44 protein-coding genes and 2 tRNA genes are annotated in these 26,001 nt (G+C 31.5%); 4 read left to right on the plus strand and 42 right to left on the minus strand.

Features of this window, described 5'->3' with window-relative positions; all coding sequences use genetic code 11:
* Positions 1-2: 2 nt before the first annotated feature.
* The 40 genes from ACJDT4_RS12435 to ACJDT4_RS12625 form a co-directional block, all read right to left on the minus strand.
* Positions 3-1,466: a pyocin knob domain-containing protein gene (locus ACJDT4_RS12435; RefSeq protein WP_406787896.1), complete on the minus strand. Its 1,464-nt coding sequence runs from the start codon at positions 1,464-1,466 to the stop codon at positions 3-5.
* Positions 1,467-1,469: 3 nt separating this feature from the next.
* Entirely contained in the window at positions 1,470-1,637 is a 168-nt protein-coding gene (locus tag ACJDT4_RS23450; RefSeq protein ID WP_479723305.1) for a hypothetical protein, read from the minus strand.
* The gene (locus tag ACJDT4_RS12440) at positions 1,594-2,370 is read right to left on the minus strand and encodes a baseplate J/gp47 family protein (RefSeq protein ID WP_406787897.1); all 777 of its coding nucleotides are present in this window, start codon (positions 2,368-2,370) and stop codon (positions 1,594-1,596) included. Before ACJDT4_RS12440 ends, ACJDT4_RS23450 begins: the two co-directional genes overlap by 44 nt.
* A complete protein-coding gene (locus ACJDT4_RS12445) occupies positions 2,371-2,820 on the minus strand; it encodes a DUF2634 domain-containing protein (RefSeq protein WP_406787898.1) in 450 nt (149 codons plus the stop codon). It lies immediately after the preceding gene.
* A gap of 13 nt (positions 2,821-2,833) precedes the next feature.
* On the minus strand, positions 2,834-3,226 hold the full coding sequence (locus ACJDT4_RS12450) for a DUF2577 family protein (protein ID WP_406787899.1): 393 nt from the start codon (positions 3,224-3,226) through the stop codon (positions 2,834-2,836).
* 12 nt (positions 3,227-3,238) lie between these two features.
* Positions 3,239-4,162 (minus strand): XkdQ/YqbQ family protein, encoded by a 924-nt coding sequence (locus ACJDT4_RS12455; protein WP_406787900.1) that lies wholly within the window; start codon positions 4,160-4,162, stop codon positions 3,239-3,241.
* Positions 4,152-4,586, minus strand: a complete 435-nt coding sequence (locus ACJDT4_RS12460) for a hypothetical protein (RefSeq protein ID WP_406787901.1) — start codon at positions 4,584-4,586, stop codon at positions 4,152-4,154. Before ACJDT4_RS12460 ends, ACJDT4_RS12455 begins: the two co-directional genes overlap by 11 nt.
* A 41-nt stretch (positions 4,587-4,627) precedes the next feature.
* Complete coding sequence (locus ACJDT4_RS12465) at positions 4,628-6,538, minus strand: phage tail tape measure protein (RefSeq protein ID WP_406787902.1); 1,911 nt, start codon at positions 6,536-6,538, stop codon at positions 4,628-4,630.
* Between the two features lie 11 nt (positions 6,539-6,549).
* A complete protein-coding gene (locus tag ACJDT4_RS12470) occupies positions 6,550-6,693 on the minus strand; it encodes a hypothetical protein (protein WP_406787903.1) in 144 nt (47 codons plus the stop codon).
* A gap of 38 nt (positions 6,694-6,731) precedes the next feature.
* A complete protein-coding gene (locus tag ACJDT4_RS12475) occupies positions 6,732-7,127 on the minus strand; it encodes a hypothetical protein (protein ID WP_406787904.1) in 396 nt (131 codons plus the stop codon).
* Positions 7,128-7,145: 18 nt separating this feature from the next.
* Positions 7,146-7,574: a phage tail tube protein gene (locus ACJDT4_RS12480; protein WP_053242027.1), complete on the minus strand. Its 429-nt coding sequence runs from the start codon at positions 7,572-7,574 to the stop codon at positions 7,146-7,148.
* Between the two features lie 45 nt (positions 7,575-7,619).
* On the minus strand, positions 7,620-8,759 hold the full coding sequence (locus ACJDT4_RS12485) for a phage tail sheath C-terminal domain-containing protein (RefSeq protein WP_406787905.1): 1,140 nt from the start codon (positions 8,757-8,759) through the stop codon (positions 7,620-7,622).
* On the minus strand, positions 8,719-9,168 hold the full coding sequence (locus tag ACJDT4_RS12490; RefSeq protein ID WP_406787907.1) for a phage tail terminator family protein: 450 nt from the start codon (positions 9,166-9,168) through the stop codon (positions 8,719-8,721). The genes ACJDT4_RS12485 and ACJDT4_RS12490 overlap by 41 nt, the downstream gene beginning before the upstream one ends.
* Before the next feature lie 12 nt (positions 9,169-9,180).
* Complete coding sequence (locus ACJDT4_RS12495) at positions 9,181-9,636, minus strand: HK97 gp10 family phage protein (protein WP_406787908.1); 456 nt, start codon at positions 9,634-9,636, stop codon at positions 9,181-9,183.
* A gap of 4 nt (positions 9,637-9,640) precedes the next feature.
* On the minus strand, positions 9,641-9,973 hold the full coding sequence (locus ACJDT4_RS12500) for a phage head completion protein (RefSeq protein ID WP_406787909.1): 333 nt from the start codon (positions 9,971-9,973) through the stop codon (positions 9,641-9,643).
* An 11-nt stretch (positions 9,974-9,984) separates the two neighbouring features.
* The gene (locus ACJDT4_RS12505; RefSeq protein WP_406787910.1) at positions 9,985-10,272 is read right to left on the minus strand and encodes a head-tail connector protein; all 288 of its coding nucleotides are present in this window, start codon (positions 10,270-10,272) and stop codon (positions 9,985-9,987) included.
* Between the two features lie 43 nt (positions 10,273-10,315).
* Complete coding sequence (locus tag ACJDT4_RS12510; protein WP_406787911.1) at positions 10,316-11,470, minus strand: phage major capsid protein; 1,155 nt, start codon at positions 11,468-11,470, stop codon at positions 10,316-10,318.
* Positions 11,471-11,542: 72 nt separating this feature from the next.
* On the minus strand, positions 11,543-12,136 hold the full coding sequence (locus ACJDT4_RS12515; protein ID WP_406787912.1) for an HK97 family phage prohead protease: 594 nt from the start codon (positions 12,134-12,136) through the stop codon (positions 11,543-11,545).
* A 1-nt stretch (position 12,137) separates the two neighbouring features.
* Positions 12,138-13,409 carry a phage portal protein gene (locus ACJDT4_RS12520; protein WP_406787913.1) on the minus strand — a complete coding sequence of 424 codons (1,272 nt, stop codon included), beginning with the start codon at positions 13,407-13,409 and terminating at the stop codon, positions 12,138-12,140.
* A 21-nt stretch (positions 13,410-13,430) separates the two neighbouring features.
* Positions 13,431-13,637: a hypothetical protein gene (locus tag ACJDT4_RS12525; protein WP_406787914.1), complete on the minus strand. Its 207-nt coding sequence runs from the start codon at positions 13,635-13,637 to the stop codon at positions 13,431-13,433.
* A 7-nt stretch (positions 13,638-13,644) separates the two neighbouring features.
* Positions 13,645-15,447 (minus strand): terminase large subunit, encoded by a 1,803-nt coding sequence (locus ACJDT4_RS12530; protein WP_406787915.1) that lies wholly within the window; start codon positions 15,445-15,447, stop codon positions 13,645-13,647.
* Positions 15,434-15,916, minus strand: a complete 483-nt coding sequence (locus tag ACJDT4_RS12535; protein ID WP_406787916.1) for a phage terminase small subunit P27 family — start codon at positions 15,914-15,916, stop codon at positions 15,434-15,436. The genes ACJDT4_RS12530 and ACJDT4_RS12535 overlap by 14 nt, the downstream gene beginning before the upstream one ends.
* Positions 15,917-16,070: 154 nt before the next feature.
* Positions 16,071-16,529: an HNH endonuclease gene (locus tag ACJDT4_RS12540; RefSeq protein ID WP_406787917.1), complete on the minus strand. Its 459-nt coding sequence runs from the start codon at positions 16,527-16,529 to the stop codon at positions 16,071-16,073.
* Entirely contained in the window at positions 16,526-16,732 is a 207-nt protein-coding gene (locus tag ACJDT4_RS12545) for a hypothetical protein (RefSeq protein WP_406787919.1), read from the minus strand. Before ACJDT4_RS12545 ends, ACJDT4_RS12540 begins: the two co-directional genes overlap by 4 nt.
* 144 nt (positions 16,733-16,876) lie before the next feature.
* Positions 16,877-17,329: a hypothetical protein gene (locus tag ACJDT4_RS12550; protein ID WP_406787920.1), complete on the minus strand. Its 453-nt coding sequence runs from the start codon at positions 17,327-17,329 to the stop codon at positions 16,877-16,879.
* 17 nt (positions 17,330-17,346) lie between these two features.
* Positions 17,347-17,718, minus strand: coding sequence for an HNH endonuclease (locus tag ACJDT4_RS12555; RefSeq protein ID WP_406787922.1), 372 nt, complete (start codon positions 17,716-17,718; stop codon positions 17,347-17,349).
* Positions 17,719-17,895: a hypothetical protein gene (locus tag ACJDT4_RS12560; protein WP_406787923.1), complete on the minus strand. Its 177-nt coding sequence runs from the start codon at positions 17,893-17,895 to the stop codon at positions 17,719-17,721.
* Positions 17,888-18,136 (minus strand): hypothetical protein, encoded by a 249-nt coding sequence (locus ACJDT4_RS12565; RefSeq protein ID WP_406787924.1) that lies wholly within the window; start codon positions 18,134-18,136, stop codon positions 17,888-17,890. Before ACJDT4_RS12565 ends, ACJDT4_RS12560 begins: the two co-directional genes overlap by 8 nt.
* Before the next feature lie 25 nt (positions 18,137-18,161).
* Positions 18,162-18,299 (minus strand): hypothetical protein, encoded by a 138-nt coding sequence (locus ACJDT4_RS12570; RefSeq protein ID WP_406787925.1) that lies wholly within the window; start codon positions 18,297-18,299, stop codon positions 18,162-18,164.
* Between the two features lie 49 nt (positions 18,300-18,348).
* Positions 18,349-18,582, minus strand: a complete 234-nt coding sequence (locus ACJDT4_RS12575) for an ASCH/PUA domain-containing protein (RefSeq protein WP_406787926.1) — start codon at positions 18,580-18,582, stop codon at positions 18,349-18,351.
* Positions 18,583-18,978 (minus strand): hypothetical protein, encoded by a 396-nt coding sequence (locus tag ACJDT4_RS12580; RefSeq protein ID WP_406787927.1) that lies wholly within the window; start codon positions 18,976-18,978, stop codon positions 18,583-18,585.
* Positions 18,971-20,284, minus strand: a complete 1,314-nt coding sequence (locus ACJDT4_RS12585; protein WP_406787928.1) for a ParB N-terminal domain-containing protein — start codon at positions 20,282-20,284, stop codon at positions 18,971-18,973. The genes ACJDT4_RS12580 and ACJDT4_RS12585 overlap by 8 nt, the downstream gene beginning before the upstream one ends.
* Before the next feature lie 17 nt (positions 20,285-20,301).
* The gene (locus ACJDT4_RS12590) at positions 20,302-21,060 is read right to left on the minus strand and encodes a rolling circle replication-associated protein (RefSeq protein WP_406787929.1); all 759 of its coding nucleotides are present in this window, start codon (positions 21,058-21,060) and stop codon (positions 20,302-20,304) included.
* Between the two features lie 216 nt (positions 21,061-21,276).
* Positions 21,277-21,438, minus strand: a complete 162-nt coding sequence (locus ACJDT4_RS12595) for a hypothetical protein (protein WP_406787930.1) — start codon at positions 21,436-21,438, stop codon at positions 21,277-21,279.
* Between the two features lie 94 nt (positions 21,439-21,532).
* Positions 21,533-21,718: a hypothetical protein gene (locus ACJDT4_RS12600; protein ID WP_406787931.1), complete on the minus strand. Its 186-nt coding sequence runs from the start codon at positions 21,716-21,718 to the stop codon at positions 21,533-21,535.
* Entirely contained in the window at positions 21,699-21,986 is a 288-nt protein-coding gene (locus ACJDT4_RS12605; RefSeq protein ID WP_406787932.1) for a hypothetical protein, read from the minus strand. Before ACJDT4_RS12605 ends, ACJDT4_RS12600 begins: the two co-directional genes overlap by 20 nt.
* Positions 21,964-22,227: a hypothetical protein gene (locus tag ACJDT4_RS12610; RefSeq protein WP_406787933.1), complete on the minus strand. Its 264-nt coding sequence runs from the start codon at positions 22,225-22,227 to the stop codon at positions 21,964-21,966. The genes ACJDT4_RS12605 and ACJDT4_RS12610 overlap by 23 nt, the downstream gene beginning before the upstream one ends.
* Before the next feature lie 21 nt (positions 22,228-22,248).
* Positions 22,249-22,494, minus strand: coding sequence for a hypothetical protein (locus ACJDT4_RS12615; protein ID WP_406787934.1), 246 nt, complete (start codon positions 22,492-22,494; stop codon positions 22,249-22,251).
* Positions 22,495-22,515: 21 nt separating this feature from the next.
* On the minus strand, positions 22,516-22,782 hold the full coding sequence (locus tag ACJDT4_RS12620; RefSeq protein WP_406787935.1) for a MerR family transcriptional regulator: 267 nt from the start codon (positions 22,780-22,782) through the stop codon (positions 22,516-22,518).
* Positions 22,783-22,825: 43 nt separating this feature from the next.
* Complete coding sequence (locus tag ACJDT4_RS12625; protein ID WP_406787936.1) at positions 22,826-23,041, minus strand: helix-turn-helix domain-containing protein; 216 nt, start codon at positions 23,039-23,041, stop codon at positions 22,826-22,828.
* Positions 23,042-23,215: 174 nt separating this feature from the next.
* Here ACJDT4_RS12625 and ACJDT4_RS12630 point away from each other — a divergent pair, with 174 nt between their 5' ends.
* The 4 genes from ACJDT4_RS12630 to ACJDT4_RS12645 all read left to right on the plus strand — a co-directional run bounded on the left by ACJDT4_RS12630 (position 23,216) and on the right by ACJDT4_RS12645 (position 25,693).
* Positions 23,216-23,758 carry a helix-turn-helix domain-containing protein gene (locus ACJDT4_RS12630; RefSeq protein WP_406787937.1) on the plus strand — a complete coding sequence of 181 codons (543 nt, stop codon included), beginning with the start codon at positions 23,216-23,218 and terminating at the stop codon, positions 23,756-23,758.
* Positions 23,759-23,775: 17 nt separating this feature from the next.
* Complete coding sequence (locus ACJDT4_RS12635; RefSeq protein WP_406787938.1) at positions 23,776-24,252, plus strand: ImmA/IrrE family metallo-endopeptidase; 477 nt, start codon at positions 23,776-23,778, stop codon at positions 24,250-24,252.
* 126 nt (positions 24,253-24,378) lie between these two features.
* Positions 24,379-24,534: a hypothetical protein gene (locus ACJDT4_RS12640; protein WP_406787939.1), complete on the plus strand. Its 156-nt coding sequence runs from the start codon at positions 24,379-24,381 to the stop codon at positions 24,532-24,534.
* Positions 24,527-25,693 carry a tyrosine-type recombinase/integrase gene (locus ACJDT4_RS12645; protein WP_406787940.1) on the plus strand — a complete coding sequence of 389 codons (1,167 nt, stop codon included), beginning with the start codon at positions 24,527-24,529 and terminating at the stop codon, positions 25,691-25,693. Before ACJDT4_RS12640 ends, ACJDT4_RS12645 begins: the two co-directional genes overlap by 8 nt.
* A 127-nt stretch (positions 25,694-25,820) precedes the next feature.
* Here ACJDT4_RS12645 and ACJDT4_RS12650 read toward each other — a convergent pair.
* Together ACJDT4_RS12650 and ACJDT4_RS12655 are read right to left on the minus strand one after the other, a co-directional pair.
* A tRNA-Arg gene (locus ACJDT4_RS12650) sits at positions 25,821-25,897 on the minus strand.
* Between the two features lie 27 nt (positions 25,898-25,924).
* Positions 25,925-25,998, minus strand: a tRNA-Gly gene (locus tag ACJDT4_RS12655).
* Between the last annotated feature and the right edge of the window lie 3 nt (positions 25,999-26,001).

Raw genomic sequence — 26,001 nt, forward strand, 5'->3', positions numbered from 1 at the left:
TATTACACCCCCTTGAGGTCATTCCATGTAATTCCTTTTGATGTTGTCAAAACTGTTTTCCATGCAGTCCATGAAGCGTTTTGTAATACTCTAGTAAACATAGTACCTGTGGAATATTCAATTGCTATTTGGCTTACCCAGCCTCCACTTGTATCATGTGATATCACAATTAAATAATGCCATATACTTGCATTATCACCTGTTACCCTTGGTGGCGCATTAACCGCACCATTTATCCTATAAAAACCAGCTAAATTTATATTATTTAAATTAGTACCATTTGCTAGTTGTTGCGCAACCGTCCCTAATCCAAAACCGCTTGGAGCAAAATCAGTTATTTTTTTACCCTGTAAAGAATTTGCATTATCCACAATTCCATCGTTGTCTTTATCATAGATACTTTTAAGCATATCCCCATATCCTGCTTTGCCTAAATCATCCTTAGTGGCATATTTAGTATCACTTTCAGATTCTGTATAATACCTATCATCATGGTTATGATTTGCATTAGCTTTACCACTAACTGTGTTCCATAGTGTTCTTTCATCACTTGTTATATGTTTAACCGCATCGCTTATATGAGAATAAGCACTATTCCAGCCATCAATTAATGTTTGGGTTATAGTTTCTAACAAACTCAAATTCCCATGATTATGTTTTTTACTATTTGCATCATTCCAGTTTGTTTTTTCAGTATCAGTTGACCACCTATGGTTCGAATCCTCTGTAATCATTGTCGCTGGATGCGAAGTTGGATGAACATAATTATTTGCATTATCCTGTATACCAGCCAACTTATTTTTTTCTGTAGTAGTGTAGTCCTCTGTCGAAAGTTGTTTTCCTTCTACTTTATCAACTTTTTTTGAAAGTTCAGTTGTAATTGTTGCTGCAAAATTAGGGTCATCATTCAAAGCATCGGCGATTTCTTTTAAAGTATCCAATGCCGAAGGTGCTGCATTTACAACCATTTGTATTCTCTGGTCTGTTTCTTCCTTTGTGTAAGTATCACTTTTATCTGCTTTAGCTAATAATTCAGTATCAACATAAGTTTTTTCAGCTTTATTATTTTCAACATTTGTAACTCTTGTATCATTAGAATTTTTATACCTATCGACTTCATTTTCTATATTAGTAATACTACTTTGAACCTTGTTTATATCATCAGCCTCTACAGTATCGCCTGTAGTTTCATAGCTAATATACACTGGTGTAATACTAGAATATATTTTTATTATTTTCTTCCATGGAGCTATAGAAGGTGTTGAAAGTGTATAGTTATCAACTTTGTTTCCTGTGAGCTTTGAGCCTGTATAAATATTTAATGAAGATACGGAAATATTGTCATGCTGTAATTCGCCCTCATATACTCCATTAACTAAATCCACTTTTTCCTCGATTACATAAGTATTCCCTTCAATTTTGTTTAATTTATCATTAAATTTATCAACATCATTAGGGTATGCCACTTACTACACCCCCAGACTTATATTTCCGGCTACTGGTATTTCTTCATCTTGCAATCCTACATTAGTAGTACCAGTATTCAAAACCAAATTACTATAATCCAAAATTCCAGGAGTATTGAGTAGTAAATCACCTATCTTGGCATAAGAAACATACGTACTTATAAATGCCATGTCCCCTAAATACTTGCTTACAGTAGCATTGAATGTATCTTGTACTTGCTGCTCTTTTATTACTATTAACTATTGTGACTTTTACAGTTCCGTTACCGTTCCATAAAGGAAATACTTTTGCATCTCCAACCCCTGTAACTTCTTTTGCCCACATTATATAGTGATATTTATTACCACTTGTCGCTGGTGTTTGTAAGCTTTCGTAAAATCTTTTTTTAAGTGAATCATCGCTTTCCTCATTATAGCCATCATAAGTTGAGTTGCTATTATTACATGATACAATTCCTTGAAGCGTAACTGGCATTTGTACAATAGAATTTGCTCCTACATTGCCACTATCTCCAGCAACTACAGCAATAACATTCACATCTGCTGTATCTATTATATTTACATCTTCTGTAGCCGAAAATTGTATATTGTTAGATGTAGAAAATATATCTCCTATTTTTATATTTCCAGTACCTTTCACAGTAACAACACCCTTTGCGTATGTTGCTAATTTCCTGTCAATTCCTCTCCATTCTTTAACCCTTTCATCAAGTTCATTTCCTGAAAGGTTACTTACATAAATTTTTAATATAGCATTATTCAATGCTTTATAAAGTAAACTTTCTTCAATAGCAAGAGAACGTGTAAAATCATATGTTGGATAACCTACAGACTTTTCATAAGAATTATCTATATTGCTAAGCATATTTTCATGAATATTATCAACTGTTTTATCCTCATACATCTATACCGCCTCCTCTACATCAAGAATAGAACCATCAACAAGTTTTACTTGTGCTGATATATTTAATTTGTCATTTTCTTTTGTAAGTTGTATATTATTGACACTTTTAATTTGATTGTTTTTTATCAAAGCTTCTTTTAAATCACTATTTATTGTTGTCTTATAAAATACATTTAATTTCTTATTGATAATTTTTTCCAAATGCGTACCAAAGCCAGTATCTTTATATACTTTGTATTTATCTATAAATGTCCTTATACACAAAGAAATCCATTGACTTATTGCTTGTGCTTTATTAGTATCAACTAATCTTCCATCACGCATAATGAATTGTCCTGTGCCAAAATCAAATAAAAAACTCCTGCCCAATTCTGTAGTATTGTTTTCAGTGTTAGAATTATTTACACCATTAATTTGCGCCTGTAAAGCTGGGTTTAAGGTTGGAAACATATCATCACTCCCCTCATAGTAATTTATCTACAATAAAAAAGGTCTGATTATCTTCACTTGCTATAACCAGAACCTTATCACCTTTTTTTAATATATCCTTAAATGTTATTTTAGTATTATAATCATTTTTCTTGCTAACATTTACGCTCGTTATTGTGTCTCCTCTACTGTCCGTTGCATTTATATTTAATGTACACTCATCAATTTCTATAGTTGCACTTTTTATAAAATTCTCTGCTAGAGAACTACATATATAAAAATGGGTACTATCTAAAATTATAGTGTTATCTTCAATGCCAATTTTCATAGGGTCTATGCTTAATACATTTCCCACTACAGCACCAAACTTTTCAATGTTATCTCTTTTCGAAATTTCATTTGCTATTTTTACCGCCCATGGCTTCACTTTAAATCACTCCTAAAAATCAAATTCTAAGCTTAATTCATGTAAATTATTTTTAAGGGTATGCTTTACACTTTTAATTCTAAGCCATGTACTTATATTAAAATCTGCAAGTATAATATTCATCATTCTATTCGCTTTAATTTCATCCGCATCGTTTAAAGCTACTGCGGAAAAACTTAAATTTTTAAAAACTTTGTTATTTTTTAAAATAAAATTTTTTGCTATTTGGCTGGCTTGACTTTTATTCTTACTGTCTATAGTTTGTACTTCCTGTAATAATCCATACTTTTCAATAGAATTATCATCCTTATATGCAGCATATATAGTATTGTCATTTTCATCATTAGATTGAACTATTATACTATTTTTCATATTTTCAATGCTGCTTTCTAAAGATACATCACTGCCGATTATTATTTTAGGTGTTATTTTAGTTTCTTCCAGCTTCTTTATAACTAAGGTTGTAACATTCATTTCCTTTATATACTCTTGTCCTGTTTCATTTTCTGCCTGTGTAAGAATATCATCAATTATGGAGCTTGCTTCTTGTGCCTTATAAATTTTATTTATTTTTGTGGCTATAGAATCTATTTCAAGCTCTATATTAAATTTATTACATAGCTGCTGAATTGCATCACTTGCACTTACATTATTAAACTGTATAGTAGTTTTATTTTTAAGATAAAAAGCAAAATCCATACATGTATAAGCATTTTCAAACTTCTTTTGAGTTTTCTTAAATAAAATGCCCATATAAATTAAATTATTATCTACATTTTCAATTCCTACCTGTGTTCCTTCCTCCATATTAACAATGCTATCAAAATCAAGTTGTACAGCTAATGTATCTTTATCAGAGCTCCATGACATATTATTGCATCTATTAGTTATGTCATATAGTAAGTCATTATAAGTTGCATACAATTTATAAGACATTTGTATTTACCTCTCTATACTGCTTAAATTCGATGTTGTATTGATAATCTCCAACATTATCAACATTATAGGTGAATTTTTCTACCATAAACTTAGCATCCATAATAACATCCCCGCTAGATTTTCCAAATACAACTCTGACTGGTGCTTTACTATCAACTGCTATAGATAATGCATCTAATAAATCGTAAAAAGTGCTTTCGCTTCTTTCAAAAGAATATTTTCCGCTATATTCAGGAAAAAATGATTTTAACGTGAATGTTGCAAGCTTCTTGTTACCCTGAAAATTAAAGTATCCATTATTGTAAGTTTCAAATTCTTCATTGTTAAATTCAGTTTCAACCTCTGGAAGTTCTTTCGGAAGTATTGGAAGTTGAACAATAGTATTTAATTCTAAATCTGATAAAAATATATCATATTGCATACATTCACCCCTATCACAAAAATAAGTAAGAGCTATTCCCCTTACTTATTAGCTAATACAAGATTTACTTCATTCGCTACTTTAGTTCCTATATAATCCGCATATTCTTCATTTCCTATTACATTGCCTTGGATAATTACATTTACTTCTATTGGTTGGTTATTATCATTTACCATTTTTTCAGATAAATCATGTGGAATAATTTTGGTACCATTAGGATATTGTTTTATTTCTCCGCCTCTTTCATCTGTAATAGCAAAATCCTTACTGTAATATTGTGTGCCAGTAGCGTATTTTGTATGTTTTCCACCGCCTTTAACACTAACGGTCTCATTTTTTGTTGTTGAGCCTTTATTAAGTCCAACATATCCTACATGATTTAATTTTCCAAAGCCCAAACGAGTGCCATCTGGTAGGTCTATGCCGTCAAGAAAATTAACAGCATCTATAAGTTGATTTATTAAGCCTATACAATAGTTTACAGCACCATAAAAAATGTCTTTAATACCATCCCATATAGCAGAAAATCTAGCTTGAACAGTATCCCAATTTTGATACATGTAAACACCTGCTGCAACTACAGCGGCAACCATTGCCGCTATGGCAATTATAAGCCATGTAGTAGGACATGCATACATTGCAGTGTTTAAGAGCCATTGTTGAGCTGTTGCAATCATAAGTGGAATTTTCATTGCTAAAACAATTCCGTTATAAACAGCAAATCCCGCTGCTACTCCTGCAATCAAAGGTGCTATTGTGCCCCAATTATTGCTTATAAAATTAAATACATCTGTAACCGCTCCTAGTACATCTTTTGCAGCTTTCATAACGTCATCCAATGCACTTGTTATATTTGGTATTACTACTGCTGCAATATTTTTCGCATCTTTATTACCACTTATAGTTGCAAATAAATTTGATACAGAACTTAAAAAATCTTGAAAAGGCTTCTTAAATCCTACAATATCATTTCCAACTGTACTTATCATGTTAGTTATAGAATTGTCTATCTCGTGCGGAATTTTGTCCCATAAGAAATTATGCAAGTATCCTGCAATTATTTGTATGCCCTGCTCTGCTGTATCTGCTTTAAATGCTTTTCCTAATACATCTCCTACTTTAGGAAGTACATCTAAAAATCCGTTAAAAGCTTGTAAGCCTTTGTTAAGATAAGGCAGCAAATGAGTTGCTATTGTGGCTCCTGTTTGTTGTAAATTTGTTTTTGCAATCCTTAGCTGATTTGCAAATGTATTTGAAGTCTTAGCAAAATCGCCCTGCATATCTTTACTTGTTTTCATCAAGTAATTGTACCGTAGTGTGGTTTGTTCAGCCTGTGACATACTTTGATATGATTTCTTTATTCCACTTGCTAACGCAAAAGCTTGTAGGTTAGCCACACTCATGTTAATACCTAGACTTTTTAGCGGTTCTGTTTCCCCAGATATACCGCTTTTTATCTTTTCGAAAGATTCCTCTATTGGTAAATTATAAAATGATGCAAAGTCTCCTGATAAACCAGTCAAGTTTTGTGACATAGTTATAAGACTGTTTCCGGTAATACCAGAACTCTTCATCATAGCACCAAGAGTACCTGTAAATTGTTTAGCTTGAAGTTGTGATAATCCAAAACTTTTTAAAGCTGTATTACTCCATGTATTTATTTGGCTTGCACCTTTTCCAAAGGTAGTATCAACAACATTTTGCACTTCAACTAATGAAGATGCTAAATCTATACTTTGCTTTACCGCTTCACCTATAGCAAGTCCTGCGGCAGCTCTAGCAATAGTACTTTTTATTTTTCCGACTGCTTCTGTTGCCTTTGACATTTCTTTTATACTTGATTGAGTTTTCTTTACTTCATTCTGAAATGCCCTAGAACCATCTGTGGCTTTTTTTAAAGTTGGTGTCCAATTATCCCTAAGGTTTAATATTGTTGCTATTACTCTTGACACTTGAACACCCCCTACTTTTTACCGCCTAAAGCTTCAAAAATAGCCTTATATTTTTCTTCTTCTTCTTGAACATACTTTTCCTTTGCATAAGAATAAAAGATACGCTCTACATAACTTGCATTGAGCATATCTTTTAATTTTTGTCCATGATTCACATGGAAGGTAACTACTTCACTTAAATAGTTATCTTCCTCTATGAGTTTTTTACATCTACCTTTCCTCCACCGAACTCAATTAGTTCATTTCCAATTGACATTACCTCTCCAACTTCCAATAATGCCTCTACTATTTCATTAAATTTCACACCATACGCACTTTGAAGCTCTTTACTTTTAAGCATCTCACAATTATCATAAATTATTTTCTTATACCCTTCATATACGCTGCTTACTTTTGTTTCATCGTCAATTGCATCCATGCAGTCCAATATATCTTCTCTAGTTGGCTTGCTAAATGTAAGGTCACCCCCTAAAGATTTTATATAAATATTTTTAAATGCTTTTTTAGAATCTTCCTTTTCCGATTTTTTAGCAATTATATCCTCCAATGTTAATACCTTTGTCTTTTCTTTGCTTATATTTTTTTTCATCTTAAATTCCTCCTAATTTTATGCACTTATTGTTTCGAGGATATCCCAATCCCCGAATTTAAATGGCATTTCTTGCGTTATTGTTTTTTTAGCTTCTATTGTGTGTCCTAACTCTGTGAATAAAACTTCTTTTAATTCCCACCTTTCGGATTGGTTGGTTTGTTTATCTGTCACCTTGGTAAGTATCGTTATGTCTGGGAACACACCACTTTTAAAGGCATCACTTATCATTTTTACTCCTCTACTATAAGTTTTATTAAGTGTTATTGTCCCCTCTGAGGAACATCCTGTATAACGAGAATGTTCCTTTGGGTCTCCGACAAAATTAACGCTATCAAAGTTTCCCGTTATTTTAAACTCAATTTTTTGAATTTCAGCCCAAAGCTCTCCATTCACCCACACTTTTCCATCTGAACCACTTAAAACTCTGTTTGAATTTACATCCATTAGCGCAACCTTCCTTTCTTTGAAAATAAAAAAGAGTAGAAATAACTACTCTAATATTGTTGTAAAGTCCATATCTTCCATTGCATCAAGCACTTTTACATTTGCTTTTATAAATACGTTACTTTTAAATGTATTCTTTCTAACATCTGCATCTTTCCACGTAGTAGCCTCACTATTCCCAGCCTTTATCCATGCTTGTCTCTGTGCCTCAATATCTATATCACACGTGTTGGTATAGTCTGCATCTAAAATATCATTTTGTGCAAGTGTTTTATAATAATCATTTATACCACTAATAAAAATAACTTGATTATCTGGGCTATTTTTATATTTACCCACATAATTGCTCTTAAATGTTGTGGTAATATCCTCTTGCATGATATTTATAGCTTCTACTACTGCAATTTTCTTCATATCTTCTGTATCATCATCAGTTATTGTAGTAAGAGAAGTTACTCCTCTGCCTATTCTGATAACACCATCATCATTTATAATAATTAGATTTCCGCTATCAATTGATGTATTAATATTAGTTGGTTCAACTATGGTGGCTAAATCATCAAGTACGTAGTAAGTTGAACTCATGCTTAATGGTAAACCTGCAAGTATTCCAAGCAACCTAGATATATATTTTTCTCCTGTAACTTGCCCTCTAGCATTGTCTTTAAAGGTCACTTTTTCATTTCCAAGGACAACGATTTGCTTACAATCTGGAGGTGTCGTTGGCTTAAAAACCACCGCTTTATAAGTCTTTTTTAGTTCTTCTTGGTCTTTTACAAAAGTACATATAGCATCTTGGTCTGCTTGTACACCTTCCGCACACCCTAGCCAATTTATTTTCATGCTCTTAATTATAGTAAATGCATCTTGAATATTGCCATCCGTTGCATTTATCCTTATGACTATTACTTTTCCGGGCGAACCTTTAAGGCAATCTTTTATATATTGTAAATTACTAGCCGTATATAATTTTTCATCAGTACTTAAATCATCTAAATTTTTATATTCCTTAGTTGTAAATGTCTTATCAGTATCATCCTTTATTATTAAAGCTACGATACCTCTTTGACTTTTTTGCTCTGCATCATTTGCTAACCTTTTAAAGGTTATGTTTATAACAGGAAGTCCCATACTATCACCCTTTCTAATTAATTTGTAAACTGTCCATATATGGAATGCTTTCATCTTCTGGTATTTCTTCTACGGTATATAAATCAAATGTAGCAGCAAGAAATCCATTTTGCTTGTCTATGTCAAATTCAATTCCATCGTCAATGTTGACAATAAAATTATCATTTACTTTTAAACCTTCCAAGAACATATTTTCTAATAAATCTTGTATTTCCATAAGCTCTAATTTGCATTTTCTTATATTTGTTGCAAAATAATAAAGCTTAGTTGTTAATGTCCTCTCCTTATTGCTTGCATTAAATTTACCTGTCTTATTTTTAAAAAAATCTATATAAAAGCAAGGTCTTTTAATTTCCTCTTTAATGTCTGTACTGCTAAAATCCACAGTAGAATAAGAAGTATTAATCAAACCTTGCTTAATTTGTGTTGCTATGGCTTTGCTTATAACTTTTAGGGTTATCAAAATATCATCCCCTTATTCAAATTTTTTTGCTAAATTATCCGCAAAACCCTCACAATCTGAATTATATTTACTTTCAAACTCTTGCTGCCCTGCCTCCATAAAGTGAAATCCCGGGATAAACTTTTCTACTCCTTTTTCTCCTTTATGAGGCTTGTGTATCCATCCATTATTCAGCAAATGTGCATGATTTGCTGAATTGTAAGCCCTGCAACTCCATACACCATCAAATTTATACGGCTTTCCAGAATTGAAATTGTTAATTATTCTTACGCTATCTTTTACTATTTTCCTACTTTCAGGTTCAAGCCCTATTCCTTTCGACCTATAAACTCTTTTATTCACTGTATTAAGTTGTCTTGCTTCCTTCCTTATAAAATTTTTGCTTTCTTTTGGCATAAAAACATTAGCATTATCCAATACTGCATCAACATAATTATCAAACTGACTTATGTCAAATCCATCGCCCATATAATCACTCCATTTTTGCTTTACACATTATCTCCCATTCATCATTAGTTTTAAAATTAGGTTGAAAATATAAAAAGTAATATCGTACCCCTTGATATATAAAAAACATTGTTCTTTTAGGATTCAAGCTCTTCTTTCTACACTTTACCCTATGTGTAGTTTCTGCTGGTATAGTTCCAGCTTCTGTTGTGCTTGTGCTGCCACTTAAATTTAAAGGTAAGATATTAACATTCATATTTTTTATCCATTGTTCTTTACTATCCTTCTCCAAAAGTTCATTTTCAGATTCTACATTGTCCCATAACTCAACTTTATTAGGATAATTCCCGCTTGCCATATTATACTCGCCTACTCTTCTACAAGTTCAGTTGCATTGCCAAGCAAAGAAAATATAGTACTTATTATATTATCTTTTTTAACTTGGGCACTTATATATGCACTTTTATTGTTGTACATATCAGAAACCAACTTTTGCAATGCAAGTTCTGAAATTTTAATTAACTTATCATCTGTTTTGTATCCTTCGCCAACACTTTTATCAATGTATGCTTGTGCTGCATCCATGTAAAATTGCAAATCTACATCGTCATCGTCATAATCTATATTTAACTTTGGCTTTAACTCTCCAAGCTCCATACAATCACCTACCAAAAGAAATAATAACTTTATGTTCTTATTTCTATAGTTCTATATAAAAATCACAGCGATCATCACCATCAATTACATCGAATCTTTCTATAACTCTTGTGAATGTTTGATTTTGCGTAAATCCTGCCTCCGTTGATGTAGCAATTTCATACGATTTTCTATCGAAAAACTTGCAAAGTGCAAATAAATTTACAATATAAAAAGGTATTTTCCCCGCTGTAGTTGGTGTTAAGTCCTCATCATCTAGTACTACTATAGGTCTTCCTTTAAATGTATAACCTCCATCTACTGCAAGGCTCTCATTCAATAAAGGTCTGCCTTGGTTATCAGTTATTTCATCTAAATAATCATATCCACTTGTATTAGTAAGAATTATTGTGTTCTTTTTTAGGCTTGGCAACACCATTTTATTTAAAGTTTTCTGTATAGCTTTATAATCTGTACCACTGGCACCTGACACTGCTTTAGCTTTTACTATTGCAATTATTTCAGCATTTTCACTGTTTACTGAACACTCTGCCACATCTGGAGCAAGTATACCATTATAAAGGTCAACACCTGCATCCTCTAAAACACTATTTTCAATTGGATATATCTTTCCGTAATCTTCAACTGCATACTCCACAGGCGCTGTGGTAATCATTTCTTTAACCATTTCAGTATCTGTGGCTAATTTTGCAAGTTTTCTAGTAGTCGAACCTTTTGAAATAGGCATTTTTCCTGTGTTAGTTGTTACCGGAATCACATGGCAGTATTGCTTTAATGAAGGAAAACCTTTAGTTAACACTATAAGTTGATTAACAAAGCCTTGTGGTAAAATTGCTCCACTGTTTCCGATATTAATAGATGCTCTTTCTTCCTTAGTTAAAGCTGGTGGATTATCGGCTTTTCTAAGTAAATATTTTCCTATTGCTCTATATTGTATATCTTCTCTATTAAAATTTTTATCTCTCTTTTCTGGATCATTATTTTTTTCTCTTTCTTCTTTCTCCTTTTGTTCCTCTGCCTGCCTTTTCAATTCCTCTTCTTCCTGTTGTTCTAGTTCCTCCGCAATTTTAAGTGATTCTTTTAATGCCCTTAGTTCCTCATTTGATTTTTTTGCTGCTTCTATATCCTGCTTATCTATAGCACTTCTTACCTCTGCTGTCTTAGTTGTTATTGCTGCTCTTATTTGCTTAGCATTCATATTTTTATACCTCTCTTATTTTAATTTTTATATAATAAAAGGCTAATGGTGTTTTTATCCCAAAAGCCTTTTTTATAACTCTAATTCTATTTTTAACAGTTCCAAAATCTCCTCATTTTTCTTTTTTCTTAATTCCTCTACTTTGTCCTTTGCTCTTGCTATAACGCTAGTGTCTGAATATGCTGGATTACTTAATATACTTCCTTCATCCATTTGAATTTCCAGCAATGTATCAGTATAAATTTGTGTACTCGCATCAAATACCTCATTATCATTTAAAATCCAAAACCCAAATGAGCATCCGGCAGCCAATCCATTTTTAACAAGCCCCACAACATCCTTTATATAACTAATAGATGTATCTACATTTGCAATAAAATGAAGTCCAATATTATCCGCATTAAGTATTAATGTCCCTGCGCCTGTACTTGCTAAAGGCTTTGTCCAATCATGTGCATAAAGCAAAAAAATATTGTGCCCATCAGAAATAGTTTTGTCAAATGCATGAGGGTCTATTTGCTCAACGTATCCATCCCATAAAACAGTTGGAGAGTTAAATTTTGCAATATACCCCTCTAGTGTAGCAGTACCATCTTGATTCTCCTGTGCTGACCTTATTTCAACTTTATGTTGTATATTTCTAGTCTCTTTTTTATTTTTATTCAAATTATCCACCTCCTCCTGAAGAATTAGAATTATTTTTATCAAGGTTATTTGCATTGTTTTTAGCTGTTAAATACAAATCTTTTAATTTTAACGTTCCACTTGAAGCAATCAAATCGTCACCATCTGGTTTTGACATTCTTCCAAGCTCTTGTCTCGCTTCATTCGGTGCATAGATTGAAGATTGAACATATTTAGTTAATATCTCCGCTTGTGTCTTTGCATCTGTACGAAGCATTATTTTCTCATTGAAAGTAAAATAATATCCATTCATTATATCTTCTATGGATAATAATTTATAATTTAGTTCAGCTTCAATTGTCTCCATTAAAATAAGCAATGTATTAACTAAATAATTTAAATTGCTTTGTTCTAAGGAATTATTATTATACCCATCCATAATACCTATAAGATGTGGTGGCACTCCAAAAGCTGTACATATATCTACAGCACCCATTTTTTTAAGTTCACTGAATTGGCTATCTGCAAGATTCAAATTCAGCGGAGTAATTTCAAAACCTGCTGGTATGGTAAATATCCTTCCTTTGGAGCTGTACATTTTATTGAATTTATTCTGTACCTTCTTTAATTCGTTTGGGTCTGTTATATCACTTGTCATTTGTACTGCTGCTTTATTAGTTAAACCATTACTAAATAAATCTTTCTGATAACTTTGTGCTGCCTTCGTTGTATCAATAGTCTCCTGTAAATTGTCTTTTACTGAAATAGAATTAAACCCATCTAATGTAAATCCTTTAAGATGAACAACTTCACTGTAAAAGCAAGTGTACTCTTGTAAGTTGCTAGAACAAGTATAAAAAATCAATATTGGATTTTGCATTTTACTCTTAAATAAGCCCGCATTATCTATAACAATCTTTGTCACTGTTATAGGAAATAAGCCAATAGGTAAAGCGTTCTTTGGGTCTCTTAATATACCAGCCCAACTGTCACCCTTATGCTGTCTCGTGGCTTCCATGCCTTTCCAAAAATCGAAGCTTGACATATAAGGATTAGGTCTTGTATTAAATAATTGATACAATGGATGTTCTGTAGCAAGCCTATCACCATTATCTGTGTGCTGCTTTAACTGCATAGGCATTTTTGCAATGTCTTCGCTTAACCTTTTAATAACTTTAAAATATGTGCTTTCTTTAAACTGTGTATCTGTCATTACATTTGCACCTAAATTTGTACTCCACGTATAACTATCTAGCTCACTGTATGTCATACGCTCTTGCCTGTTAGTTTTGTCCCAAAACACTTTAGTTCTCACCACCTTTCACCATTAAAATAGTTACTTACTAATAAAATAGCTTATTATTAGCAGCTCTGCTGCTATAACGTATAATCCTATATGGATATCTAAATCCAAGGTTGATACAGCTATAATAAATAAAGCCATTAAAGTTAACATATCTGCAACCTTAGTAGCTTTTATTTTCTTTATCCTATTTCTTATTTTTGACCTAACTTTCTTAAATTTTAGTTTAATTCTATTCATTTTCCACCTACCAATCCATTGATTCTAATACATCCACTGGATTATAATTACTTAAAAAATCATAATACATTGCTAATTTAAAAGCACATAATAATGCATCTACAGGGTCAATACGTTGTATTGTATGGTCTTTATCTATCTTGATATTTCCATTCGTCTTAACTATTACAGCATTTCCCATAGCAAAATTAAGTAATGGATTATACGTATATAAAACATTACCACTATATACTTCATTTCTAAAACCACATGTGGCTTCATTTAAACTTTTAGCTGATTGATACACCTCTATAACTTTGCTTTCTCCAATTTCATCTATCATTTCTTGTATAAAAAGACTTGCATCATGTGGGTCTGGGCAAAGATTATACAAATTCCAATTATTTTCTTCACATACTTTATAAATATATTCTTTCATGAATTGCTGATTTACTATAGGAGTATTTGTGACTGTTAAAAATCCCATCCTCTCCCATGCATCATATGGAACTTTATCCTTTTTAGTTCTTTCAATAAGTTTCTCTCTGTTTGGTATAAAACTATGACTGAATATAACATATTTTTTAGTTTCACTATCTAAAATTGGTATAACAAAGGTTACACTTGTAAGGTCAATTTTAGCAGACATATCAACTCCAACAAATACATCTTTGCCCTTTAAATTAAATGGAATTTCTTTAACCCAATCAGCAATAGATATTAATTGTCCTGTTGATTTTTTCTTTACTTCACAAAGTTTCCACTTTTTCATATCCATATAGCCATTGTTTTTAGCTTGAACCCAAACATTAAGGCATTTTGTAAGAAAGTCAACCATCTTTTCAGGTACATCCTTTGCAACTTGAAAAGCTTGTTTGATTTTGTTCTGTCCATCTTCATAAGTCATACGTATTGGATTAGCCTTGTACCAATTTTTTATGTCATTTTCGTCATCACCTTCATCAATTTCAAGAATATCGGTATAGTAAGTATCATTTTCAACTGAATCCATATCCGGATTTAGAATTTGGCTACAATACTTATATTCTTGCGTATGACAAGGCACATTTAAATCTTTTCCAGCAGTAGTTATTATCATGAGTAATGGCTCTTTTGTATTTTGACCATAAACTGCCATTGTGTAAAATTCATCTGTAGGATGTTGATGGTATTCGTCTATAATCATAAGCGCAATGTTACCACCATCGTTCTTTTGCCCATCCTCTTTCGATAAAGGTGTCATTGTGCTTTCAGTTTTCAAGTGTATAATAGCATCTCTAGTAACTTTAAATTTAGTTGCTAATTTTGAACCTTTAAGCATTAACTTTGCTTCTTCAAAAACGACTTTACTTTGTTTTCTCTTAACACCAGCACAGTTAATTTCATAAACTTCACCATTTTTAGTACTACCACATGCTAGTTCATAAAGAGCAATACCGCTTTCAAGCTGTGATTTTGCGTTTTTCCTTGCAACTTCTACAAAACTTTTAGTAAAACGTCTTAATCCTGTATCTTTGTGCCTCCATCCGTATATTTGGCAAACGAAAAACTTTTCCCATATGTTTAATTCAATTGGTTTACCAGCTAAAACACCCTTGCTATGATGCAAATAGCCAAACCAATCAACTATTTTTTGAGCCTCCTCTTCATCCCAAATATAAGGGAAATCATCACTTCCGATTTTTCCTAAATCATTTAGGAATCTTTGGCAAGTCCATTTATGCTTTTTGCAACTTATGTAATACTCATATTGACTTATATACTTATCTTCAAGGCAGTTGTTTGCATATTCTATTAAAGCAATTAAAATTGGTGCATTAGATGTTTCCAAACTTATCACTTATTTCTTTTTGCTCTTTATCCACTTTCATTTGCCCTATTTTTAAACGTGCATCTATTGTTAAGCCAAGAAGTGCACTGTATTTCTTTATCTCTTCTGAATATTTAAGTTGTACTTTTATAAATGGATTCTCAACAATACAAACTGAATCGTCCGTATTGGTATATTCTATCAAAGGATGCTTTTTCATTTCCTTTGTAGCTTCTCTATAATTAGAATAAGCATTACAGTAGCAACCAAGGTTATTTAAATCTAAGTTATTTAAAGTACCTATAATTTTGAAGTTTTTTATTAACCTTTTCCATTCTTTTTTTGCTATACTGTCACGTAACCATGTTGGTGGTTTTTCAAGTTCATCATCTGGAGCTTTTATTGCTTTTTCTTCCATTTCTTTTTTTAATTTTTCTTGATTTGTCAAGTGTTTAGTTTGCAAATCCAAGATTTTCCTTGGTCGACTCATGTAATATCCTCCCTTCTTTTTTCATAAAAATTTCTTCAATATATGCACAACTATTTATAAAAAAATTTGTTTTGGGAATTTTACGTGAAGAAAACTGGGGATGCGGTCACCCGCACAGGGCACAAAACTTTTCCAACCCCCGCCACCCTAAATTTTAAATGTGCAAAAATTCATCATGAAATTTTTTTAAATAAGAAATTAATAGTAATTCAGTTTCTTCCTTTATTTTTTCACTTGTATCATACTGCCTGTGCATATGCTTATGGTTACTATCACTAAGGTATATAAGGTTATGCCTGTCCAGCCTCATAGTCCACGCATCACGTAAAGGTATAATGTGATGAACTGTAAAGCCTTCAATTATTCTTCCAGTTCTATAATACTCGTACAAATCCATATGAAATAATTGTCTTCTAACATCGTTCCTTACCCTTAGCCAGTCCTGTGTCTTATAGAACTCTACTACATCCTTATCTATATCTAGCCTATGCTTATCATAAATTCTATAACCCTCATGTTTTTGTTTAACATGCATTGCTTCATGCTTAGGACAATAGACTTTATTGTAATCTATAAGAACATTGCAGCCTGTATGTCTGCATAGTCTCTTCACTGCCTATCACTTCTATGATTATAAATGGTTATATCTTTTCCATTAGCTAAATCAATTCCTACCAAGCAATTGCTTTTCATAAACTGATTGTATTGCATCTGTGAAGTTATGGCATTGTTTGAATCATAATTATTTATTAGCTCTGGTTTTACTCCAAGTGTTTCACATATTTGCCTTTCAATTTCCTTCACATGCTTATTCATGAATATTCACCACCTCGATTTTAAGCAATAAAAAAGAGCGCCCATTTCTGAACGTTCTTTTAACTCTTGCCCCTTTTTCTAACTATACACATTTTATCACAAATTATACCCTCATTACTGCAAACTTTTTTAAATTGTTTTAAATTATATTCTTAGTCCCCTTTTTTCAGCAAATAATTTTCTTGCTTTTCTTAGATAGTAATATATTGAACGCTCACTTGCTGGTATGTTCAATTCTGCTGTATGAACCCTACTTTGAATTTCTCCTTTTTTTATGTCCTCTTCTGGTTCTTTGAAATATACAATTTTTATAGCTTGTATTATATCATTCCTATACATAGCCGTTAGTTCTGCTAAAGTCATTTCAACCGCTTCTAAATCCCTTATTTCTGCAATTCGTTTATCAACTTCTTTTTCTGCTGCCATTATTGCTGCCTCAACTGGTTTGCTTATGTTGAAACCGCAATCTCTTTCTTTCTTCTTATAATTTGCTAATGTTTCATCGTATATCATTTTTTTATATTGGTCTGCTGTCATTCTTACCGATGCATAGAAGCGAAAAGCTTCTGTTGCATAGTCTCTTATATGGTCTTTCACTGTATCACCTGTCTTTCTTAATTGCTGTATAATCTTCCACCCATACATGCTATAACAATGTCTAGCCTTGTATAGCCTTGTGGATGCCACTTTAATGTTTTGGTTAATATATCCACGTCCTTAAGGCTTATTTGGAGAAGCCTCGCTATAATCATTTTGTGGTAATATTCCTCTGAAAATAATTCAAACAACTGTTTCTGCATTTCTAATTTATATTGAATATCTATTTCTCTATTTTTATGTGGACTATTGTTCCCTCTGTGATGCTCCATGCATAAATATTTATGATTTATCGGAGCATTTATCATACCTAAGCTTTTCCTTCTAAAAACTATGTGGTGCTCCTCTCCGGGTTGTCCACATATTTCACAATAATGTCTTTCACTCATTTATATTTGTCCTCTTTTCATGAATCTTTCTTTTAGCCTATTAGTTACATAATCCGCATCCCTTTGCCTTTTACGCTCTCTTTGGATTTTGTTGTATTTTATAACTGCCATAGTATATATGGTCTTTTCTTGTGGAGTATCTACGTTGTACGCTTTACCACCTACTGACTTAATCATCTTTAGCCTCTCCTCTCTTTAATTTATCTATCCAACATATAAGATTTTTTACTAAATCCATAAGTGCTTTTTTAGTTCTTTCAAACATACTTGGCTTCGTAAGCAAAGTGATTTGTTTAATTATTGTGTCTGTCTCGTCAAGGCTGCACTTCCTTAATATAGATTTTTGTTGATAATACCCTACTCCCAAATTAGCTAATTTCTTCATTCTCTTAGCTTTTTCTCTTTGATACTTATTCATTAATTTCACTTCCTTTGTAGCATGATTATATTTTTTTGCACAAACCTAATGCTCCTGGAGCTGTTCTTGGAAGTCTTTGATACTTGTCTTTGTATTGACATTTATCTTTTAATTCACACTTCCAGCACTCACACTTTTTATCTTCATTTTTATATTCACCCATCTTAATTCCTCCTTTTCACTAAGGCGCAATATATTCAGCTTGTATAACACTACTGCTTAATTCCTAATATCACATAACCTTCTTTTACGTATCTTGAATCATTCAAAATGTAAGTTATAATTCTTATAAGCTTTCTTCCTGTATATTCCTCTCCTGTCCATTCTCTTAAATAAAGGGAGTCTCCAACTTTAAAATTACGGTCATTCTTTCTTACTTCAAACGGTTTTCTTTTTTCCTTAACCGCTTGGAAGTACTCTGGAAGTGTTTTTAATTCATGAACCAACTAAATCGCCTCACTTTTCTGTATCTCTTCCAGCTCTTTTCTTCTTAGCTTTATTTTTTTCATGGATGCATTTAAGCTTTTCGCTTTGCTTTGCATCTGAATTTCAATTTTCCTAAGTGCCTCTGCGTCATCGCATGAATCTATATTCACATAGCTTGACTTACCTTCTTTGTCCTTGTAACTATAGCAATTTCTTATACCTTTTTTATTCTTATATGTTCTCATGAGGTTACTTGCTGCTCTTCTTAAGGCTTGGCTTCTTAATTTGCGTATATCAAAACGGTAATAAGGCTGAATTAACTCCATAACTTTGTCTATTGTTACCTCTCCAAGTTCATCTATTTGCTCTATAATTATTTTTCTAGTTTCTTTTTCAATATTTGCATTTCTACTCATGCTTTTTCACCCCTTTGAAGAAATTCTGTATAACAGTTAAATTATTTATAGCGACTTCTAAAGTACTTAATTCTAAAAACACCTCTTCTTGCTTCTCTAAAGTACAATTCCACGCAGCTAATAAATCTTTATCAATACTTAATTCTGCCACCTTAGAAATTACATTTTGATATTTCCTAGTGTGATCTAAGCACTTGTCAAATTGTTCACCAGTCATTTTATTAAAATCGGTTATACCAAAAATATGTTTTTCTTGATGTTCATGTTTGCTCAATAAAACTACATTTTTAGGAAGCGACTTTTTAATTTCTTCTTGCTGTTTTTTCTCTCCCTTCTCTAATTTTTCTATTTCAAGTTGCTGCTGATATTCTTTTTCTGCCTCTTCATTTTTCTTTTTAGTTTCTATTGTCTCTTTAGTAAGGTTGTAAGCACTATTTATTGTTAATTGACCTGTTTTTGCCTTAACCTTTATATCCTCTGGAGCTTTTTTCTCTATATATTCAACTTTGTGTATAGTATCATGGCTTACCCCTGATATCTTTGAAAGTTCATTCAATGTATTTATAGACTTTTTATCTTCAATAGCTGATTTTTCAGTTTCTTCCCGTTTATCTGATATCTGATTAACGGTATTTTGTTTAAGTGAAGATAATTGCTTTTCTTTCGCCTTTTCTTCTATCACTGGCTTAAACTTCAAAGCTATTTGTGCAAGCTCATACTTATTTAGATTCCTTCTATTTTTCTGATTACTCCATGCCCATTCCATTGCTTCTAGCTTGTCCTTAAATTTCATCTCTAAAATGTCATATGGTATATCATTCTTTGTGCAAATTTCATACCTATGGTGTCCATCTATTAGAATGTCACCCCAAACTATTAAAGGATTTAAGCAGCCATTTTTTACAATGTCCCTCTCTAATTCTTCCTTTTGCTCTGGAGTTAATGGAGGTAGTAACTCCTTAAATTCAGTTTCTATTTTTATATTCACTTTTCTATCACTCACTTTCTTAGAAATTTCATGAAATGCTGCCTTTGCCATATCTGAATATTTCACATATGTTATTAATCTGCATCCATCGCCCATTACCTTAAAGCCTTTTTTCGTAAACTCATAGAATCCAATGTCATATCCTTTATAGCTAAATGTTCCTCCCTGCTGTCTCTTAACCACTTCTTTATGAATATAATCTAATACGCCTTTTGTGCTCTTCTCATATCGTCCTTCCTTAATGTAATCAAGCATATAAGTTCCTTGGACTAATTCATTTACCGCAGCATCTAAAAAATTAATTGATGTTTCTGCCATTATGATTAATCACACCTTTACTCTAATTTCCGCATTTTGATATACAAATAAGTACCACCTATGATTTCATTTTCAGTTACTTTGCATTCATTTAAAAAATACTCTGGATATTCCTTTTGAAAAATCTCTTTATCCTCTGGAGAATTTGAAATTTCATGTACTTTTTTCTTTGTATATTTAAAATCATTCACTTTTATAACAGGCTGGTCTAAATTTCTACTTTGAATCCATCTTTTATTTCCTTTTGTTTCCTTTGTGTCTTTTGTTACTTTTTGGCTTTTGGTCATGTATTTTGCTAATGCCTCATAGCCGTTTTCATCTGCTTTTAATCTATCTGCATTAGCTCTACCTTTTCCCCATAGTCTCTCTACTATATCCCTATCAATATTGCTCATTATTACATGGTGATGGAGTCGCTTTCCTTTTTCTCCAACTTCAATTACTGCCATATATTTCATTTCTGGCAAGCCATTTTTATTTCTATAGTGTTTTATTCTTCTTATGTAATTTGTAATGTCTCTTTTAGCTTCTTCTTCAGAAGCCGGAAGTTCATTATCTGTATATGTTAAATGCACCACAATGTCATTATCTGTAAAATTATTATTTGCTAGTCTTATAAAATGTTTTCTTGCATTTTTATCATTTAAATTTTTCTGCTTTAGAGATGTTCCCTTTTCCTTTTTCTTCCTTGGTTGTTTTCTCTCTTTACAGGATATTGGATATATTTCTACTTCTAATATTTTTCCACTATAAATTTTTTTCTCTCTATATGGCATAATTCTCACCTACTATTGCAAATATTATTTTAGTTAAACTGTATATGTTAAAATTCTCTATGCTAATTAAAATACAAGTATTTTAATCATCATAGTCGATAGGATAATACCTATTACGAGGCACTTAAAGCCTTAAATAAAGCTTTTATAAAAAGCACATCTATATTGCTTTAAATGTGCTTTTACTTTTTATTCCATGTGTAAAAATATTGAAAATTAATCATGCTTACCGTTCTTATGCGTACTCTCATTATTAGCAGCTTCATCAATATGTTTTAAAAATATATCTGTTATTTCATCAAAAGCTTCAATTGCTGAACTTTCTTTTAAATCAACATTCATGCTTGCTTGTCTCTCTAAAATTACAGTTATTTTCATTCTTGAACCTCCATATTTGATTTTTCTTTAACTCTGTATTAGAATTAAAGTATCGTTTTATTTTCTTTGGGCTCTTTTATAAGAGCTCTCTTTTTTATATTTGCACTCTTTTACTAACTCCATAGTAAATAATTGCAGTCCTCAAAATATAACTAATATCACTTTTTAGTCCTAGTTTAATATGATTAGCCTTTATATCATTTTCAGTTTCCTTCATAACCTCAACGAACTCTCCATCAGTCATTTTAAAACCTTTCTTTTCAAGTGCTTTTCTTATCATTTCTTTGTAGCACCTCCACAAAAATTTCAGTTTTTAAAAATATAAACGCTTTTTCTATACTAAGAAATTTTGCTACTAAAAGATTTCCGTTTGTATTGTCTATTGCTGTGTAGGAATTATAACCAAGAACTAAATAATTTCCTAAAGGTCTATGCTTGTCCATGATTTCTTTCGCATCCTCTTCTGAAATTGTTTTTATTCCAAATACATTCAGTAAAAGATTCTTAAAATTAGTCTCATGGTTTTCAAGGAGTTCGATTGATGCCATGGTTTTTCCCTCCTCTTCTTGTAACCATTAAAATTCCATATCTTGCATCAACTTGTACTATGTTTAATCGTGGGTCAATTTTTAAATTATTTAGAATAAACTTAAGCTTATATTTAGAAATATCACTATGCTTTTTAAACGAATGCCATTTGTTGCTTTTCTCTGCCTTTTGTGCCTCATATCTTTCCTCTATATACTCTCTTAATAGCTGCTTGTTATCTCCTTCCAACTTTATTACCATTGCTTAACCCCCTAAACTCACTTAGTACCATGAATACTTTGATACTACATGAAACCATTCTTTGTCAGCACATTCAGCCTTTATAAATGTAGTTTTATGTTTTCCTCTTCCTTCATGTGCTATAGAAACCGCAATTACTTCATGGTCTTCTGGAAACTCAAAGGATTTGTAGTAATTATTTAAAAACCCTTTAAATATCTCTTGTGCCTCTTTAGACAATTTTGAAAATCCTTCAATTTCATTTGCTTCTGGTAAATCTTTAATCATGTAATTCCTCTCCTCTCAAAATTAAATGCAAGCTTGTCCTGCTATTGTTCTATTTTCCTCGCTTATTCTATCTAGCCACAAAATTAATTTATCCCTATTTATTAATATTTTTTTGCCTACTCTAAAGTATGGAAAATCTGTATTTTCTGCATGTACTAGTTCAAGAATTGTGCTCCTACCTATTCCGCTCTCCTTTACACATTCTTCAAGTGTAAGTGTCATTTTCTTTTGTGTTTTAGATTCTCGAATTGCTTCTTTAATAATTTGTTTTAACTCTTCTGGTTGCATATGTTAACCTTCTTTCTTAATTCAACTTATTGAATTTTTTGCGCTACGCAATATTTGATGTAAAAAAATACTCACCAAATCGCATAGTATCTATTTTTAGTAAATTTGCTAGCAAATCAGCTTCCTTTAAGTACATAGGTCTTACATTGTTAATCTTTTGGCTAACGGTCGATGGTGCTACATTTAACGCTTTTGCAACATCTTTTTGATTTAAGCCACACTCTACCATCCTAGCTTTTAATTTTAGTGTATTAATCATTCTACTACCTCCTTCTATTTTGCACTATGCAATTTTATACTTTTATATTATCACCTAGTTTTTTAAGTGTCAATAGCACTGTGCAAATTTTCTTAATAAAGTTTTATATAAATATTGCAGTATGCAAACTTTTGTTATATAATGTATTTAATGAATATGGTGAGGAGATTTATTATGGATAATAAGCAAATTGGTATCAGAATTAAAAATAGAAGAATAGAATTAGGTCTTACACTACAAGATGTAGCGAATATAGTTGGCGTTGCTAGTTCTACAATTCAAAGATATGAAAGTGGACACATATCTCAATATAAATTGCCTGTACTAGAATCCATTGCAAAAGCAATAAATGTAAATCCTACTTGGTTAGTAAAAAAAGATGCCCCAATGGAAATTGATACTTCTGATAAAACAATTGATTCTTTATGTCCTGAAAAAAGCAATGGACTTTCAAATGAAGAAATGATTCTATTAAAAAACTTCAATAAATTAAATGCTACAGGCAAAAAAGAAGCTAGCAAAAGAGTTTCTGAATTAACCTGCATTCCTATGTATTCTGATTCAGAACTTACAGCCACAACTGATAAATCTGAAAAGATACTTGAAAGCATGTATGATACTATTGCTGCACATGATGATGATTTAACACCTGACGAAAAAGAAGAAATGAATAGAAGAATTTTAGATAAATTAAATAAACTACATAAAGATAAGTAACTGGAGCTGGTTTATGAATGACGCAATACGAGAAACTTACGGTTAAAGCCGAAAAAGAAAATATTAATGTTTTAGAAATAAATCTAGGTATTAATAAAAAATGTGGAAAATCTTTTTTTAATAATAAAGAAAAGGTTATTGTTATTAATTCAAATATAACCGATTCTGAAAAATACGAAGTATTATCGGAGGAACTTGGTCATTATCATACTACTTCTGGTAATATATCAAATCAAGCTGATTTAAAAAATGTTAAATTAGAAAAGATAGCTAGAAACTGGGGATATGAAGAAACTGTTGGAATCATACAACTTATAAATGCATTTGAAAAAGGTATTAGAAGTAAATATGAGTTAGCTGATTACTTAAACATAACAGAAGAATATCTAGAGCAAGCTATACATCATTATAAAGAAAAGTATGGATTATATTTTGAAATAGACAATTATTTAGTATATTTTGAGCCTAACTTAATAATAATGAAAATGATCTAAAATAATAATTTGATATATATTATTAATCTTTTTAAGAAGAGTTAAATATTAAAGGGTATTAGCTTGCCCTATATATTTTTACGCTTTTTTCAAGAACACATGTTCGTATTGAAAGGAGGTGATATTATGATTTTCGAAAGTAAAGAAGCAGAAGAATATTATTTATCCTTAGCTAAAAAGTATGGATACTTTCATCTAAACTGTGATAGGCCTATATCCGTTGAAGATTTAGATGGAATTATTAATTTTATTTCAGAAAAGAGTGAAAAAGAAAATGGCTAATAAAACAAACTGCATAAAAAATGGCAAAAAATATTATAGAATTACCGCAACTATAGGAAGAAACAGTAATGGCAAATTAATAAGAAAGGATTTTTATGGCATCAATAAATCTGATGCCGAAAAGCAAAGAGATGAATATTTAAATAATATTAAAAGCGGTCTGAATGTCGGCTATGAAAAAGCTACCTTAGGAGAACTTATGCATACTTGGCTTTTCGAAGTAGTGCGTGTAAGCTCTGATATAAAACCTAGTACTTTTAATAGATATGAAGGTATATATAGAAATTATATTAAAGACAGTGAAATTTATGGAATTAAATTAATAGACATTAAGCAGCTTACATTACAGCGATATTACAACAAATTATATGATAGTGGCAAAAGCAGTAATGTAATAAAAAATTTAAACAAACTATTGAAATCTTTCTTTAACTATGAAGTTGACGAAGGATATTTAATTAAAAATCCAAGCAATAGGAGAATAGTAATTCCAGGAGAAAAAGAAGTTTCTAAAAAAGAAATAGAAGTTTTTAGTGATGATGAAATTAAAATACTCATTAAGACTTTAAAAGGCAATAGATTAAAAGGACTAATATTACTGGCATTAGGTACCGGGCTTCGACGTGGCGAGCTTCTGGCGTTAAAATGGAGCAATATAGATATCAAAAATCTTTTGCTTAGCGTTGAAAGCAGCATATCTCAAATAAGTGTAGTAGATAAAAACGAAAAAAGAAATTATGAAACTATAGAGCAAACTCCTAAATCTTTAAATTCTGTTAGGAAAGTTCCTATACCAGAAAGTCTTATCCCTATTTTAAAAGAACAGAAAAAATTTAAAAAAACAGATAAATTAAAAGCAGGATCAAGTTATGAAGAAAATGACTATATATTTACAAGTGAAAGTGGAAAAATATTAAATGGAAGAAATATGGCTAGAGCTTATGAAAGAATTTTAAAAAACGCAGGAATAAAATACAAAAAATTTCACGCACTTAGACACACTTATGCTACAAAATTATTTGAACGTGGTGAAAATTTAAAAACAGTTCAAATGTTATTAGGACATTCAGACATTTCTATAACAAGTAATATTTATACTCACGTTATGCCTGAAAAGAAAAATGATGCAGCTCAAAAGCTCAACGATTTATTTGCTTAATGTGGAAATAAAATGCGGGAATTTTTCTTATACTTTTCTAGTGCGGGAAAAGTGCGGGAAAAATAAAAAAATAAAGGCTGATAAGCTACTATCAACCTTACGCAATGCCTTATTTAATGTGTATATTTGGTGCGCCCAGAGGGAGTCGAACCCACGACCTCCAGATTCGAAGTCTGTCACTCTATCCAACTGAGCTATGGGCGCTTATACGCCTTATTTTGAATATAAAAATGGAGCGGGTAGAGGGAATCGAACCCTCGTGACTAGCTTGGAAGGCTAGGGCTCTACCATTGAGCTACACCCGCATA

The organism is Clostridium neuense (assembly GCF_045310695.1).
GTDB classification, from domain to species: Bacteria; Bacillota; Clostridia; order Clostridiales; family Clostridiaceae; genus Clostridium_S; species Clostridium_S neuense.

What these genes read in the sequence shown, in the direction of transcription:
- ACJDT4_RS12595 (WP_406787930.1), bottom strand. Translation starts at nt 21,438, where the DNA reads ATGAAAATAACTGTAATTTTAGAGAGACAAGCAAGCATGAATGTTGAT.
- ACJDT4_RS12485 (WP_406787905.1), bottom strand. Translation starts at nt 8,759, where the DNA reads ATGAAAGCATTCCATATATGGACAGTTTACAAATTAATTAGAAAGGGT.
- ACJDT4_RS12460 (WP_406787901.1), bottom strand. Translation starts at nt 4,586, where the DNA reads ATGCAATATGATATATTTTTATCAGATTTAGAATTAAATACTATTGTT.
- ACJDT4_RS12640 (WP_406787939.1), top strand. Translation starts at nt 24,379, where the DNA reads ATGATTTTCGAAAGTAAAGAAGCAGAAGAATATTATTTATCCTTAGCT.
- ACJDT4_RS12590 (WP_406787929.1), bottom strand. Translation starts at nt 21,060, where the DNA reads ATGCCATATAGAGAGAAAAAAATTTATAGTGGAAAAATATTAGAAGTA.
- ACJDT4_RS12525 (WP_406787914.1), bottom strand. Translation starts at nt 13,637, where the DNA reads ATGAATAGAATTAAACTAAAATTTAAGAAAGTTAGGTCAAAAATAAGA.
- ACJDT4_RS12535 (WP_406787916.1), bottom strand. Translation starts at nt 15,916, where the DNA reads ATGAGTCGACCAAGGAAAATCTTGGATTTGCAAACTAAACACTTGACA.
- ACJDT4_RS12500 (WP_406787909.1), bottom strand. Translation starts at nt 9,973, where the DNA reads ATGGCAAGCGGGAATTATCCTAATAAAGTTGAGTTATGGGACAATGTA.
- ACJDT4_RS12605 (WP_406787932.1), bottom strand. Translation starts at nt 21,986, where the DNA reads ATGGCATCAATCGAACTCCTTGAAAACCATGAGACTAATTTTAAGAAT.
- ACJDT4_RS12610 (WP_406787933.1), bottom strand. Translation starts at nt 22,227, where the DNA reads ATGGTAATAAAGTTGGAAGGAGATAACAAGCAGCTATTAAGAGAGTAT.
- ACJDT4_RS12645 (WP_406787940.1), top strand. Translation starts at nt 24,527, where the DNA reads ATGGCTAATAAAACAAACTGCATAAAAAATGGCAAAAAATATTATAGA.
- ACJDT4_RS12545 (WP_406787919.1), bottom strand. Translation starts at nt 16,732, where the DNA reads ATGAATAAGCATGTGAAGGAAATTGAAAGGCAAATATGTGAAACACTT.
- ACJDT4_RS12585 (WP_406787928.1), bottom strand. Translation starts at nt 20,284, where the DNA reads ATGGCAGAAACATCAATTAATTTTTTAGATGCTGCGGTAAATGAATTA.
- ACJDT4_RS12625 (WP_406787936.1), bottom strand. Translation starts at nt 23,041, where the DNA reads ATGATTAATACACTAAAATTAAAAGCTAGGATGGTAGAGTGTGGCTTA.
- ACJDT4_RS12440 (WP_406787897.1), bottom strand. Translation starts at nt 2,370, where the DNA reads ATGTATGAGGATAAAACAGTTGATAATATTCATGAAAATATGCTTAGC.
- ACJDT4_RS12600 (WP_406787931.1), bottom strand. Translation starts at nt 21,718, where the DNA reads ATGATAAGAAAAGCACTTGAAAAGAAAGGTTTTAAAATGACTGATGGA.
- ACJDT4_RS12565 (WP_406787924.1), bottom strand. Translation starts at nt 18,136, where the DNA reads ATGAATAAGTATCAAAGAGAAAAAGCTAAGAGAATGAAGAAATTAGCT.
- ACJDT4_RS12455 (WP_406787900.1), bottom strand. Translation starts at nt 4,162, where the DNA reads ATGTCTTATAAATTGTATGCAACTTATAATGACTTACTATATGACATA.
- ACJDT4_RS12615 (WP_406787934.1), bottom strand. Translation starts at nt 22,494, where the DNA reads ATGATTAAAGATTTACCAGAAGCAAATGAAATTGAAGGATTTTCAAAA.
- ACJDT4_RS12570 (WP_406787925.1), bottom strand. Translation starts at nt 18,299, where the DNA reads ATGGGTGAATATAAAAATGAAGATAAAAAGTGTGAGTGCTGGAAGTGT.
- ACJDT4_RS12495 (WP_406787908.1), bottom strand. Translation starts at nt 9,636, where the DNA reads ATGGGCGATGGATTTGACATAAGTCAGTTTGATAATTATGTTGATGCA.
- ACJDT4_RS12560 (WP_406787923.1), bottom strand. Translation starts at nt 17,895, where the DNA reads ATGATTAAGTCAGTAGGTGGTAAAGCGTACAACGTAGATACTCCACAA.
- ACJDT4_RS12505 (WP_406787910.1), bottom strand. Translation starts at nt 10,272, where the DNA reads ATGGAGCTTGGAGAGTTAAAGCCAAAGTTAAATATAGATTATGACGAT.
- ACJDT4_RS12480 (WP_053242027.1), bottom strand. Translation starts at nt 7,574, where the DNA reads ATGGATGTAAATTCAAACAGAGTTTTAAGTGGTTCAGATGGAAAAGTG.
- ACJDT4_RS12580 (WP_406787927.1), bottom strand. Translation starts at nt 18,978, where the DNA reads ATGAGTAGAAATGCAAATATTGAAAAAGAAACTAGAAAAATAATTATA.
- ACJDT4_RS12445 (WP_406787898.1), bottom strand. Translation starts at nt 2,820, where the DNA reads ATGTTTCCAACCTTAAACCCAGCTTTACAGGCGCAAATTAATGGTGTA.
- ACJDT4_RS12510 (WP_406787911.1), bottom strand. Translation starts at nt 11,470, where the DNA reads ATGAATGCTAAGCAAATAAGAGCAGCAATAACAACTAAGACAGCAGAG.
- ACJDT4_RS12630 (WP_406787937.1), top strand. Translation starts at nt 23,216, where the DNA reads ATGGATAATAAGCAAATTGGTATCAGAATTAAAAATAGAAGAATAGAA.
- ACJDT4_RS12620 (WP_406787935.1), bottom strand. Translation starts at nt 22,782, where the DNA reads ATGCAACCAGAAGAGTTAAAACAAATTATTAAAGAAGCAATTCGAGAA.
- ACJDT4_RS12555 (WP_406787922.1), bottom strand. Translation starts at nt 17,718, where the DNA reads ATGAGTGAAAGACATTATTGTGAAATATGTGGACAACCCGGAGAGGAG.
- ACJDT4_RS12475 (WP_406787904.1), bottom strand. Translation starts at nt 7,127, where the DNA reads ATGAAAAAAAATATAAGCAAAGAAAAGACAAAGGTATTAACATTGGAG.
- ACJDT4_RS12635 (WP_406787938.1), top strand. Translation starts at nt 23,776, where the DNA reads ATGACGCAATACGAGAAACTTACGGTTAAAGCCGAAAAAGAAAATATT.
- ACJDT4_RS23450 (WP_479723305.1), bottom strand. Translation starts at nt 1,637, where the DNA reads ATGGCATTTATAAGTACGTATGTTTCTTATGCCAAGATAGGTGATTTA.